The 12,424-nt window shown below is 70.8% G+C and carries 9 protein-coding genes and 2 rRNA genes; 3 read left to right on the top strand and 8 right to left on the bottom strand.

The genetic code is table 11. From position 1 onward, the window contains the following. Nucleotides 1-101: 101 nt before the first annotated feature. Complete coding sequence (locus tag P3T39_RS10245) at nucleotides 102-1,580, top strand: hypothetical protein (protein ID WP_280697099.1); 1,479 nt, start codon at nucleotides 102-104, stop codon at nucleotides 1,578-1,580. Nucleotides 1,581-1,807: 227 nt separating this feature from the next. On the opposite strand, the gene P3T39_RS10240 is transcribed toward P3T39_RS10245, so the two are convergent. Then, the gene (locus P3T39_RS10240) at nucleotides 1,808-3,163 is read right to left on the bottom strand and encodes a class I SAM-dependent RNA methyltransferase (RefSeq protein WP_348534329.1); all 1,356 of its coding nucleotides are present in this window, start codon (nucleotides 3,161-3,163) and stop codon (nucleotides 1,808-1,810) included. A 275-nt stretch (nucleotides 3,164-3,438) separates the two neighbouring features. After that, a complete protein-coding gene (locus P3T39_RS10235; protein WP_280697319.1) occupies nucleotides 3,439-5,493 on the bottom strand; it encodes an APC family permease in 2,055 nt (684 codons plus the stop codon). Nucleotides 5,494-5,739: 246 nt separating this feature from the next. Between P3T39_RS10235 and P3T39_RS10230 the strand changes: the two genes are divergently transcribed. Both P3T39_RS10230 and P3T39_RS10225 read left to right on the top strand, forming a co-directional pair. Continuing rightward, the gene (locus P3T39_RS10230; protein ID WP_280697098.1) at nucleotides 5,740-6,408 is read left to right on the top strand and encodes a TrkA family potassium uptake protein; all 669 of its coding nucleotides are present in this window, start codon (nucleotides 5,740-5,742) and stop codon (nucleotides 6,406-6,408) included. After that, complete coding sequence (locus P3T39_RS10225) at nucleotides 6,408-7,079, top strand: TrkA family potassium uptake protein (RefSeq protein WP_280697097.1); 672 nt, start codon at nucleotides 6,408-6,410, stop codon at nucleotides 7,077-7,079. The genes P3T39_RS10230 and P3T39_RS10225 overlap by 1 nt, the downstream gene beginning before the upstream one ends. 56 nt (nucleotides 7,080-7,135) lie before the next feature. On the opposite strand, the gene P3T39_RS10220 is transcribed toward P3T39_RS10225, so the two are convergent. The 6 genes from P3T39_RS10220 to P3T39_RS10195 form a co-directional block, all read right to left on the bottom strand. Further along, nucleotides 7,136-7,978: a DUF3159 domain-containing protein gene (locus P3T39_RS10220; RefSeq protein ID WP_280697095.1), complete on the bottom strand. Its 843-nt coding sequence runs from the start codon at nucleotides 7,976-7,978 to the stop codon at nucleotides 7,136-7,138. Between the two features lie 2 nt (nucleotides 7,979-7,980). Continuing rightward, nucleotides 7,981-8,385 carry an OB-fold nucleic acid binding domain-containing protein gene (locus tag P3T39_RS10215; RefSeq protein ID WP_280697094.1) on the bottom strand — a complete coding sequence of 135 codons (405 nt, stop codon included), beginning with the start codon at nucleotides 8,383-8,385 and terminating at the stop codon, nucleotides 7,981-7,983. A gap of 72 nt (nucleotides 8,386-8,457) precedes the next feature. After that, nucleotides 8,458-9,138 (bottom strand): response regulator, encoded by a 681-nt coding sequence (locus P3T39_RS10210; RefSeq protein WP_280697093.1) that lies wholly within the window; start codon nucleotides 9,136-9,138, stop codon nucleotides 8,458-8,460. Further along, a complete protein-coding gene (locus tag P3T39_RS10205) occupies nucleotides 9,135-11,723 on the bottom strand; it encodes a sensor histidine kinase KdpD (protein WP_280697092.1) in 2,589 nt (862 codons plus the stop codon). The genes P3T39_RS10210 and P3T39_RS10205 overlap by 4 nt, the downstream gene beginning before the upstream one ends. Nucleotides 11,724-12,130: 407 nt before the next feature. Further along, a 5S ribosomal RNA gene (gene rrf, locus P3T39_RS10200) occupies nucleotides 12,131-12,247 on the bottom strand. An 84-nt stretch (nucleotides 12,248-12,331) separates the two neighbouring features. Continuing rightward, nucleotides 12,332-12,424 (bottom strand): 23S ribosomal RNA (locus P3T39_RS10195); the annotation flags it as partial.

Here is a 12,424-nt window from a genome sequence, read left to right as displayed (position 1 = left end):
GATGACCCGTCAGTAACATCGCCTCAGCGGCCGTCCCACGCCGCCTGCCTCTACTGATCTCGCGCGGTCGTGTCCTGGTCCGCCGCGCCGGAGGGCTCTTGTTGAACAGTTCCGCACGTACCGTCGTCCTGCCTGCCCTCGCGGCCATGGTCCTGCTCGGAAGCGCCGCCTGCGCGGCTCCGGCCACCGCTCCGGGGGCGACGGGCCCGGCCGGGGTTTCGGCCTCCGCCCCGGTCTCCGCCCCGGCCACCGCCGCGCTCCGCACCAGCACGGATGCCCTGGTGGTGGCCGCAGCCCAACCGGGCGACCAGCAGATAGCCGTCGGCACCCCGGGGGCCGCCAAGCCCGCGCCCTCGTCGGCGGCGCACAGCCTCCGCCTCACCGCCTATGATCCCGCCACCGGGACGGCCGTCCTCACCGCCACCGGAACGGCACCGGCGAGCAAGTCGCCCAGCCCGACAGCCTCCAGCCCCGCAGCACCCACCTCGACGCCGCCGAGCCCGACACCGTCCAGCCCGACACCGTCCAGCCCGGCACCGGCCGCCACCGCCGACCTGGTCCAGCCCGGCCAGCTCATCGCCAGCCCGCCGACCCCTGCGGCCCCCCAGGGCGCGCTCATCGCCGTCACCTCGGCGCACCAGGCCGCCGACGGCACGGTCAGGGCCACCACCCGCCCGGCCAGCCTGGCCGAGCTGCTCGGCGGTGCCGACGCGGACGGAAAGGTCGCCGTCGATCCGCACGCGATCACCGTCAAACCGCTGGTCAAGGACCTGAAGCTGTCCTTCGGCCAGGACAGCGGCACCACCAGGGCCGAGGCGTCGGGCACCCTCCAGCTGGACCTGCAAACCCCGATCCCACTGCCGGGCGGCGCCACGGCGGACGCCTCGGGCTCGCTCCAGCTGCACCCCACCGTGCACTTCGCCTACCACGGCGCGGCCCAGGGCAGCCCGCGCACCGCGGCCATCGGTTTCGACCTGGGTGCCCACGCCCAGTGGCGGATCAGCGGCGAGCTCGCACGCACCACGGACGGCCCGGTGCGCATCCCCGTCGCCGAACTGCACGCCAACCCCGTGCTCACCGTCGCCGGTCTGCCGGTCGTCGTCAACCTCGGCCTGACCTGCTTCCTCGACATCAGCGCCGACGGCAAGGTGTCGATGGACACCGAGCAGGAGTACACCGGCGCCTGGACCGTGCACGCCGACTACGCCGGCGGCCACGGCTGGAGCCCGGTCACCGACACGGCCGACACCAAGGTCTCTCCGCTCCGGGCGCACCTGTCCGGCAAGGCTTCGGTCCGCGCGGGGTTCGGCGCCGATGTGAGCGTCGGACTGTACGACGCGGTGGGCGTGGACGTGACGCTGGAGCCCTACCTCCGCGCCCAGGTCGACGGCTCGGTCGTGCTCGACACCTCGGCGGGCGCCCCGAAGGTCCACGGCACCTGGGCGCTGTACGGCGGCATCGACCTCACCGGCGCACTGCTCGCCCACCTCAAGATCTTCGGAACCCCGGTTCTGGACAAGCGGCTGCCGCTGCCGGGCCTGCACCGCGAGTGGCCGCTCAAGACGACCGCGGATCGCTAGAGCAGCAGCCCGAACGGGCCGCCGTCCCCCGGGATACGCGCGGGACGGGGCCGCCCCGGCTGAAGCCGACCCGCCGACCGGCCACGACGCCGCCGCAGCCGGCGAACACGGGAGACGACGCAGGGGCGCGGGGAACTGCGCGACCCACCTCCGTGGAGGTGGTTCTCGCGCGGTTCCCCGCGCCCCTGCTGATTGCCGAGAAGGCCGCCGCCGAGCGGCGGCCCCGATTACTCCGCGACCGGCTCCAGGATGGCCACGCACTCGAAGTGGTGGGTCATCGGGAAGAGGTCGAAGGCCCGCAGCGAGACCGGGCGGTAGCCGCCCTCGCGGAAGAAGGCCAGGTCACGGGCGAGTGCAGCCGGGTCGCAGGCGACGTAGGCGATCCGGCGGGCCTCCAGGCCGACCAGGTGCGCCACCGTCTCGCGACCCGCCCCCGCGCGCGGCGGGTCGAGGACGATCAGGTCGGTCGAGGTGATCCCGGTGCGCGGGAGCAGCGACTCCACCTTGTCGCACTCGATCCGGACGTTGTCCACGGCGGCCAGGTTGTGCCGGGCGTCGTCGACGGCCTGCTTGCTGGACTCGATGCCGAGCACCGCGCCGTCGTCCCCGACCCGGTCGGCCAGCGCCCCGGCGAAGAGGCCGACGCCGCAGTACAGGTCCAGGGCCATCTCGCCCCACTGCGGGTCGAGGCCCTCGAGAACGGCGTCCACCAGGGTCTCGGGCGCCTCGGGGTGGATCTGCCAGAAGCCGCCGTTGCTCACCCGCCAGGTGCGGCCGGCGGCCCGCTCGCGGACGAAGGTACGGCCGTGCACCCGGTGGAAGAGCCCCTGCTCGTCGACCCGGGAGATGGAGACCGGCTGGTCCAGCTCGACGAGCGGCAGCTGGGAGCCCGGCGTCGGCCTCAGGACGACCTGGCGGTCCGAGGAGCCGCTGGAGGCGATCGCGTCGATCGAGTCGACACCCGGCCAGTCACGCGCCTCGATGCCCAGCTCGCTCACCCCGGAGGAGGCGATCAGGCAGCGGTCGATCGGCTGGATGTCGTGCGACCGGTGGCGGCGCAGCCCGGCCTTGCCGGTCGCCGGGTCCACCGCGTACTGGATCCGGGTGCGCCAGGCGGGCACCTCGCCGGCCGGGAGCTTGCCGCCGACCGGCTCGACGCTGCCGTCCCAGCCCGCCTCGGCAGGGGTCAGCCCGGCGAGCTTGGCCAGCTGCTCGGTGAGCACCTGCCCCTTGAGCTTGCGCTGGCCGCCGGGGGTGACGTGCTGCCAGTCGCAGCCGCCGCACTTGCCGGGGCCCGAGAACGGACACGGCGCGGGGATGCGCTCCTTGGCGGCCTCCAGGATCTCCACCGCGTCCGCGCGCAGGAAGCGGGAGGTGGTGGTGCCCTCGGTGACCTGGGCGATCACCCGCTCACCCGGGAGCGTGTGCCGGACGAAGAGCACCCGGCCCTCGTGCCGGGCCACGCAGTGGCCGCCACCGTGCGCGACCGGGCCGACCTCGACCTCGTAGCGCTCACCGACCAGCGGGTCACCGGTCGGGGCCTTGGGCGTGCGCTCCGTCCTGACCGGCTTGGCGGTGCGCAGCGCCTTGGGCGGCCGAACGGCCTGCTTGCGCGGGCGCTCGCCCTGTGCACTCTTCTTCGCGGCGGCCGGCCTGGCCTGCGCGGGCTTGGCCGGAGCGGCCTCGGGGGCCGGTTCGGCTGGGACGATCGGGGCGGTCTGGGCCGTGAAGCCCTCGCGGTCGGTGGCGGCCGGGCGAACCGGCTTGGCCCCCCAGCGCGGACGGGCGACCTGCCCCGGCTTGGAGGACTTCCCGGCCTTGCCGGACTTCCCCGAGGAGCGGGACGGGTTGTTGCGGGTCACGAAGGCGAGTCCTTGCTGGCGTCGGTGAGGGCGGTGCTTGAGCTACCCGACTCTACGCGCTCGTGCCGGGGCTCGCCGCGACGGACGGCGCCCGGCGCGGACCACGCGCGCTGCGGCCTGCGCCGCTCGGAGGATTCCAGCTGCCAGGGCACGGAGGTCACCATCACGCCCGGCTTGAAGAGCAGGCGGCCCTTGAGCCGCAGCGCGCTCTGGTTGTGCAGCAGGTGCTCGTACCAGTGGCCGACCACGTACTCCGGGATGTACACCGAGACGACATCGCGCGGGCTGCTGCGCCGCAGGTTCTTGACGTAGTCCAGGACCGGCCCGGTGATCTCGCGGTACGGCGAGTCCAGGACCTTGAGCGGCACCTCGATGCCGCGCTCGTCCCACTCCTTGCGCAGTGCCTCGGTGTCGGCCGGGTCCACGTTGACGGTGACGGCCTCCAGGGAGTGCGCGCGGGCCAGGCGGGCGTAGGCGAGGGCGCGCAGGGCGGGCTTGTGCAGCTTGGAGACCAGCACGATGCCGTGCACCCGGGTGGGCAGCACGACGTCGTCCGCCTCCTCCGCGGCCTTCAGCTCCTGGGAGACCCGGTCGTAGTGGCGGCGGATCGCCTTCATCATCACGAACAGCACCACCATGGTGGCGATCGCGATCCAGGCGTGGCCGATCTTGGTGACCAGGACCACGATCAGCACCGCCGCGGTCATCACCAGACCGAAGGTGTTGATCGCCCGGCTGCGCTGCATGTGGCGTCGCCTGGCCGGGTCGGTCTCGGTTCGCAGCAGACGGGTCCAGTGCCGGATCATCCCGGACTGGCTCATGTTGAAGGAGACGAAGACGCCGACGATGTAGAGCTGGATCAGCCGGTTGGGGTCCGCGCCGAAGGCGACTATGAAGATGATCGCGGCGGTGGCCAGCAGGATGATGCCGTTGGAGAAGGCCAGCCGGTCACCGCGGGTGTGCAGCTGACGGGGCAGGTAGCGGTCCTGGGCGAGGATCGAGCCGAGTACCGGGAACCCGTTGAAGGCCGTGTTGGCGGCCAGCACGAGGATGAGTCCGGTGACACCCGCGATGAAGTAGAAGCCCGGGGTGAAGTTGGAGAACACGGCCTCGCTGATCTGGGCCAGTGCCGTCTTCTGGTGGTAGTCCGCGGGGACACCGGCCAGCTGGGTCGCCGGGTCCTCCGCCATCTGGGTGCCGGTCAGGTGGGCGAGGTAGATGATGCCCATGAACATCGTCACGGCGACGGTGGCCATCATCAGCAGCGTGGTCGCGGCGTTCTTGCTCTTGGGCTTGCGGAAGGCCGGCACACCGTTGGAGATGGCCTCGACACCGGTCAGCGCGGCACAGCCGGAGGAGAACGCCTTGAGCAGCAGGAAGACCATCGCGAAGCCGGCCAGTGAGGCGTTGCCCGGAGTCGGCTCCAGATGGAAGCCCGCACTCTCGGCAGGCATCTGCGCCCCGAAGGCGAAGTGGCGCACCATCCCGTAGATCACCATGCCCAGCACGCCGATCATGAAGGCGTACGTGGGTATGGCGAAGGCGGTGCCCGACTCTCGGACACCGCGCAGGTTCATGCCCATCAGGACGATCACCAGGATGACCGAGAGCGCCATCTCGTGCCCGCGCAGCGCGGGTACCGCCGAGACCACGTTGGCCACGCCCGAGGTGGTGGAGACCGCCACCGTGAGGATGTAGTCCACCAGCAGCGCGCTGGCCACCACCAGACCCGACTTCGGCCCGTGGTTGACCGTGGCGACCTCGTAGTCGCCACCGCCGCTGGGGTAGGCGTGCACGTTCTGCCGGTACGAGGCGACCACCGCGAGCATCACGATGGCGACCACGACGCCGATCTGCCACGAGAAGTGGATCGCAGACGCCCCGGCCAGCGAGAGGGTGAGGAGGATCTCCTCAGGGGCGTAGGCGACGGAGGAGAGCGCGTCCGAGGCGAAGACCGGCAGCGCGATCCGCTTGGGGAGGAGGGTCTCCCCCAGCTTGTCGCTTCGCAGGGCGCGTCCGATCAGGATGCGTTTCGGGAGATCAGCAGGCATAGGCACGTTAAGGAATCGTAAGGGCTCTTGACGCGGGGGCTCCCGCCTGGTGGCCACCTCCGTCGAGACTGCATTCGGTGGACCGGATAGCGTGTCGGATGATGAGCTTGGGAGCAGCAAGCACGCTGCCCCGCCGCGCCGTACCGAAGGCACGGCCCGAAGATCTCCCCCAACCGTCGGGGGCGAAAGGATGATGAGCGGTGTTTGCGCAGGTCATGACCCCAACGGACTGGGTGAGGTAGTCCCGTGCACATCGTCATCATGGGCTGCGGGCGCGTGGGCTCGGCCCTCGCGAGAGCGCTGGAGAAACAGGGTCACTCGGTGGCCGTCGTCGATCAGGACCCGACCGCGTTCCGGCGCCTGGGCGCCGGGTTCAACGGACGCCGGGTGACCGGGGTCGGCTTCGACCAGGACACCCTCAAGGAGGCCGGCATCGAGGAGGCGGGTGCCTTCGCCGCCGTCTCCAGCGGTGACAACTCCAACATCATCGCGGCCCGCGTGGCCCGGGAGAACTTCGGCGTCGAGCACGTCGCGGCCCGGATCTACGACCCCCGCCGCGCCGAGGTCTACCAGCGCCTGGGGATCCCGACGGTCGCCACCGTGCGCTGGACCGCCGACCAGATGCTGCGCCGACTGCTGCCGAGCGGCGCCGAGCCGCTGTGGCAGGACCCGAGCGGCAGCATCCAGCTGGCCGAGGTGGCCTACGCCCCGTCCTGGGTCGGCCAGCGGTTCGCCGCCCTCGAGAAGGCCGCCGGAGTGCGCGTCGCCTTCATCACCCGCTTGGGCGAGGGAATGCTGCCCACGCCTCAGATGGTGGTCCAGGAGGGCGACCTGGTGCACGTCACGCTGCACCGGGCGGATCTGCCCGCCGTCGAGGCCGCGTTCGCGCAGGGTCCGCAGGAGGGTGAGCACTGATGCGAGTCGCCATTGCCGGGGCCGGTGCAGTCGGCCGCTCGATCGCGGGCGAGCTGCTGGAGAACGGCCACGAGGTCCTGCTGGTAGACAAGAACCCCGGCTCCATCTCGGTGGAGCGGGTGCCCATGGCGGAGTGGCTGCTGGCCGATGCCTGCGAGATCACCTCGCTGGACGAGGCCGCCCTTCAGCGCTGCCACGTGGTGATCGCCGCGACCGGTGACGACAAGGTCAACCTCGTCGTGTCGCTGCTCGCCAAGACCGAGTACGGCGTGCCGCGCGTGGTCGCCCGGGTGAACAACCCGAGGAACGAATGGCTGTTCAACGAGTCCTGGGGCGTCGATGTCGCGGTCTCCACGCCGCGCCTGATGTCGGCCCTGGTCGAGGAGGCGGTCAGCGTCGGTGACCTGGTCCGGCTGATGCGCTTCAGCCAGGGCAACGCCAACCTGGTCGAGCTGACCCTGGCCCCCGACACCGACCTGGTCGGCACCCGGGTCGGGGACGTGCACTGGCCCGTCGACACCGCGCTGGTCGCCATCATCCGCGAGGGCCGAGTACTGGCACCGGGCAAGGACGACACCCTGGAGGCCGGCGACGAACTGCTGTTCGTGGCGGCCCAGGAGCGCGAGGAGGAGCTGGAGGACCTGCTCTCCGCCGGATCCGGCGCGCAGTAGCCCCCAGCACGAAGAGGGCCGTACCCGGTGTCGGGTACGGCCCTCTCGGTCTTCGCCTACTCCTCCTCGACCTGCGCCTTGATCGGCGGCGGGGCCTTGAGCAGGATCTGCCAGGTCACATACATCGCCAGCAGCATCGGCGGGATGCCGAGGGCCACCTTGAGCCAGCCGAGCAGGTTGACGTTGCCGGTGAAGTACAGCGGGAAGAGGATCACCGGCTTGACGCCCATGATCACCACCCAGGCCCAGGTCGCCTTGGTGTACGCGGCCAGTCGGCCCGGGTTCTGCCTGCGCCAGGTGAACATCTCGCCCGTGATCGGGCCGAGCATCACCCCGATCAACGGCCAGCGGACCAACGCGGAGACGGCGAGCGCGATGCAGTAGCCGACGCTGTAGAGCAGGCCGGGAAGGTAGAAGTTCTCCGCCTTTCCGGTCTTCATCGAGATCCAGGCACCGATCGCGACACCGAAGACACCGCTGAACGCATGCTGGATGGTCTCCCGCTTGAACAGCCGGACCACCACGAAGAGCGCGCTGAGACCGAGCGCCGCCCAGGCCGCCGGGGCAACCTGGTGGGTGAGGTTGAAGGTGATGATGAAGAGCAGACCCGGGAGGGTCATGTCGATCATGCCCCGGACACCGCCGAAGGCCTGCATGACCGTCTCGGCAGCCTCCTTGGACGCAGCGGCCTCACGGGCCGCCGCCTCCTCCCGCGTCTCTCCCCGGGGCTCCTCGTTCTCCGCGGCCTCGGCGGCGCCGTTACGAGCCGTCTCGTAGGCGGCGAACTCCTTGGCGCCTGACTCCACCAGCGCCTCGGTCAGCGTGTGATCGACGTAGCCCTCGAAGCCGTCGGGCGCAGCGGTGCGGGCGGCGGGGTCGCCGCCTGGCAGGTTGGTCACGCTCACTCGCTCCCGTGTCCGGCCGGACGCAGTTCGTAGCGGGGGTTGAAGAGGACACGGCGTCCCCGGGCATGGCTGATCCGGCCGGTGGCGATGAGCCGCCGACCCGGCTCTATCCCGACGATCGACCGCCGCCCCAGCCACACCACGTCCAGGGCGTCACTGCCGTCGAAGAGCTCGGCCTCCAAGGCGGGCACACCGGCCCGGGGGCGGAGGGTAACAGTGCGCAGGGTGCCTGCCACGGTGACCACCTCGCGGTCCCCGCAGCTGGCGATCGGAGTGCAGCCCGACTCCGCCGTGTCCTGGCGCAGCTCCTGCGCCTCCAGCTCCTCGGAGGAGGAGGTCAGACGGCTGAGCATGCGCCGGAAACGGCCCTGCGGCTGCGCGCTGCTGTTGTCACCACTCATGCCCGAAGGGTACCGGTTTCAAGTGTTCGAACGGCAGGGTCGACGGACCCCACCCTGCCCCGAACGGCCCGGTCAGGCTTCGAAGCGGTAGCCCATGCCCGGCTCGGTGATGAAGTGGCGCGGGTGCGAGGGGTCGGTCTCCAGCTTGCGGCGGAGCTGGGCGAGGTAGACCCGCAGGTAGTTGGTCTCGGTGCGGTAGGCGGGGCCCCAGACCTCCTGGAGCAGCTGGGTCTGGCTGACCAGCCGCCCGGCGTTGCGGACCAGGACCTCCAGCAGATGCCACTCGGTCGGGGTGAGGCGGATGTCCTGACCGTCCCGGTTGACCTTCTTGGCGGCCAGGTCGACGGTGAAGCTGTCGGTGGCCACCACCGAGTCGTCCTCGCCCGCGACCGGCTCGGCGCGGCGCACGGCGGCCCGCATCCGGGCCAGCAGTTCGTCCATGCCGAACGGCTTGGTGACGTAGTCGTCGGCACCGGCGTCCAGCGCCTCGACCTTCTCGTCGGATGCGTGCCGCGCGGAGAGCACGATGATCGGGACACGGGTCCAGCCGCGCAGGCCCTTGATCACCTCGACGCCGTCCATATCGGGCAGGCCGAGGTCGAGTACGACCACATCGGGGTGGCGGGCAGCGGCGAGCTCCAGGGCACTCGCCCCGTCGTGGGCCGCATCGACTTCGTACTTACGGGCCTTGAGGTTGATCACCAGGGCGCGGACGATCTGCGGTTCGTCGTCCACGACAAGAACCCGGGTCATACGGGCTCCGCCTTTCGGTTCGGTGGCTGCTGTGGCTTTTCGGGGAAGTTGGCGTCCGGCAGGTCGACGGCGGGCAGGGTGACCACCATGGTCAGCCCACCGCCGGGGGTGTCCTCGGCGGCGACGGTGCCGCCCATCGCCTCGACGAAGCCGCGGGCGACGGCCAGGCCCAGGCCGACGCCCGCGCCGCGCGGGGCGTCGCCGTAGCGCTGGAAGGGCGCGAAGATCCGTTCCTTGGCCTCCTCGGGCACACCGGGGCCACGGTCCACCACCCTCAGCTCGACCCGTCCCGGGGAGTCGGGTGGATACAGCGCACCCGCCTTGACCAGCACCTTCACCCCGTCGGGGCTGTACTTGACGGCATTCTCGATCAGGTTTGCCAATGAGCGCTCCAGCAGCCCGGCATCGGCGTGGATCATCGGCAGGGACTCCGGTACGTCCAGTTTGACGGCGTTCAGCGGGACGCCGCCCAGCGCGAACGGCACCACCTCGTCCAGGTCCGTCTCCTGGATCAGCGGGGTGACCGTTCCGGTCTGCAGCCGGCTCATGTCGAGCAGGTTGTTGATCAGGTGGTCCAGGCGGTCGGCTCCGGCCTCGATCCCTGCCAGCAGCTCGGCCTCATCGGCCTCGTCCCACTCCACGTCGTCCGCACGCAGCGAGGTGACCGCGGCCTTGATACCCGCGAGCGGAGTGCGCAGGTCGTGCGAGACGGCCGCCAGCAGAGCGGTGCGGATCCGGTTGCCCTCGGCCTCGCGGCGGGCAGCGGCAGCCTCCCCGGCCAGACGGCGGCGCTCCAGCAGGACGGCGGCCTGAGCGGCGAAAGCACCGAGCAGGCGCCGGTCCTCGGCAGGGAGCACCCGGCCGCGCAGCACCAGCGCGAGCTCGCCGCCGACCGGGACGTCCACATCGCTGACCTCCGGCCGCTCCGGCGGGTACGGCCCGGCGCAGGCGGCCGTACGCCACGGCGAGTGCTCGTCGGCCCGCTCCAGCAGCGCGGCGGAGTCCTGCTGGAAGGTCTCCCTGACCTGGTCGAGCAGGACGGTGAGCAGACTGTCACCGGTGGGTGCGCCGCGCAGCACCGTGCCGGCGAGGGCGCTGAGCGTCTGGGCCTCGGCCTGACTGCGGGCGGCCTGATGGGTGCGACGGGCGGCAAGATCGACGACCGAGGCCACGGCTATACCGACGGCGGTGAAGATACCCACCGCCAGGATGTTCTCCGGCTGGGAGATGGTGAACGTGTGCACCGGGGGCGTGAAGTAGTAGTTCAGCGCCGTGGAGCCGACCAGAGCGGAGGCGATCGCCGGGAACAGCCCGCCGATCAGAGCTGCGCAGACCGTCAACGACAGGAAGAGCAGCATGTCGGTGGAGAGACCGAGCCCGTGGACGGCCGTGAGGAGCACGGCCAGCAGCGGCGGCCCGGCCACACCGATCAGCCAGCCTGCCACGGTGCGTGTCCGCCCGAGGTCGGTGACCTTGCGGATCGGGATCCGGCCCCGGCCCTTGGCGGCGTGCTCATGGGTGACGATGTGTACGTCGATGTCGCCCGAGTCGCGGGTCACGGTGGCGCTGACGCCCGGGCCGTAGATGTACTGCCAGGCACGGCGACGGCTGGAGCCGAGCACGATCTGGGTCGCGTTGACGCCCCGGGCGAAGTCCAGCAGCGCGGCGGCGGGATCATCGCCGAGCACCGTGTGGAAGCTGCCGCCGAGGCTCTCCACCAGTGCCCGCTGCTCGATCAGCGCCTGCGGGGAGCCACTGCCGGTCAGACCGTCCGAGCGGGAGATGTGCACGGCCAGGATCTCGCCGCCGGAGCCCTTGGCGGCGATTCTGGCCGCGCGGCGGATCAGGGTGGCGCCCTCCGGTCCACCGGTGAGCCCGACCACGATCCGTTCGCGGGCCTGCCAGGTGCCCTTGATCCCCTGTTCCTCGCGGTAGCGCTGCAGGTACTCGTCGACCCGGTCGGCCGTCCAGAGCAGGGCGAGCTCGCGCAGGGCGGTCAGGTTGCCGAGGCGGAAGTAGTTGGCACGTGCGGCGTCGATCTTCTCCGGCGCGTACACATTGCCGTGCGCCAGGCGGCGTCGCAGTGCCTGCGGAGACATGTCGACCAGCTCGATCTGGTCGGCCCGGCGGACCACCGCGTCCGGCACCGTCTCGCGCTGCCGGACACCCGTGATCCCCTCGACCACGTCCCCCAGCGACTCCAGGTGCTGGATGTTCACCGTGGAGACCACGTCGATGCCCGCCGAGAGCAGCTCCTCGACGTCCTGCCAACGCTTGGCATTGCGGCTGCCGGGGACATTGGTGTGCGCGAGTTCGTCGACCAGGGCGACGGCCGGCCTGCGGGCGAGGACCGCGTCCAGGTCCATCTCGGTGAAGACGGCGCCCCGGTGGGTCAGCTCGCGCCGAGGCACGGACTCCAGCCCCGCGATCAGGTCGGCGGTCAACTGCCGGTTGTGGTGCTCGACGAACCCGACCACCACGTCGGTGCCCCGGACCTGGCGCCGGTGAGCCTCCGCGAGCATGGCATACGTCTTACCCACCCCGGGCGCCGCCCCGAGGTAGATCCGCAGCCTGCCGCGTGCCATACATCCCATTTTCGTGCCGCCCGAGGGCTAGGCCCCCGGACACCTGTTCGCCGGTTTCGAGACTACGGGTTTTCGGCTGGATTTCCGCTGATCATCCCGGTGAATCGGCAGATTTAGCAGCTTTTTGACGGCATCAGGGGGCGCAGCAGCGACCAGCACGGAGTAGCGCACCGTACGGCGCGGGACCAGCGTGGGGTCGACGCGGGGCTCGACGCGGGGCTCGACGCAGTCGGCGTCGGACGGCCTCTGCCGGGCCCTCGGGCGCAAGCTCGCCTCGACCGATCCTCGTCGTGGTCGGCCGTGCCGGCTACCCACATGTGGTCCCTGCGGGCGGGCGGAGCTCCACAATGCCCGGAAATGCGAGAAGCCCCTCCCGGTATCCCCGGGAGGGGCTTCTCTGAAAAATTGTTCGGCGGCGTCCTACTCTCCCACAGGGTCCCCCCTGCAGTACCATCGGCGCTACGAGGCTTAGCTTCCGGGTTCGGAATGTAACCGGGCGTTTCCCTCACGCTATGACCACCGAAACACTATGAAACTATCGGCCGCACCACACCATGGCCACGGTGTGGGGTCGTTGTTTCAGAACAACACAGTGGACGCGAGCAACTGAGGACAAGCCCTCGGCCTATTAGTACCGGTCAACTCCACCCCTCACGAGGCTTCCATATCCGGCCTATCAACCCAGTCGTCTACTGGGAGCC

Origin of the sequence: Kitasatospora sp. GP82, from assembly GCF_029892105.1 — a bacterium.
Lineage (GTDB): Bacteria > Actinomycetota > Actinomycetes > Streptomycetales > Streptomycetaceae > Kitasatospora.
This window is presented reverse-complemented; position numbering and strand designations above follow the sequence as displayed.

Bases quoted from the DNA above. Each gene is read 5' to 3' on its own strand.
- P3T39_RS10235 (WP_280697319.1), bottom strand. From the start codon at position 5,493: ATGCCTGCTGATCTCCCGAAACGCATCCTGATCGGACGCGCCCTGCGA.
- P3T39_RS10225 (WP_280697097.1), top strand. From the start codon at position 6,408: ATGCGAGTCGCCATTGCCGGGGCCGGTGCAGTCGGCCGCTCGATCGCG.
- P3T39_RS10215 (WP_280697094.1), bottom strand. From the start codon at position 8,385: ATGAGTGGTGACAACAGCAGCGCGCAGCCGCAGGGCCGTTTCCGGCGC.
- P3T39_RS10210 (WP_280697093.1), bottom strand. From the start codon at position 9,138: ATGACCCGGGTTCTTGTCGTGGACGACGAACCGCAGATCGTCCGCGCC.
- P3T39_RS10205 (WP_280697092.1), bottom strand. From the start codon at position 11,723: ATGGCACGCGGCAGGCTGCGGATCTACCTCGGGGCGGCGCCCGGGGTG.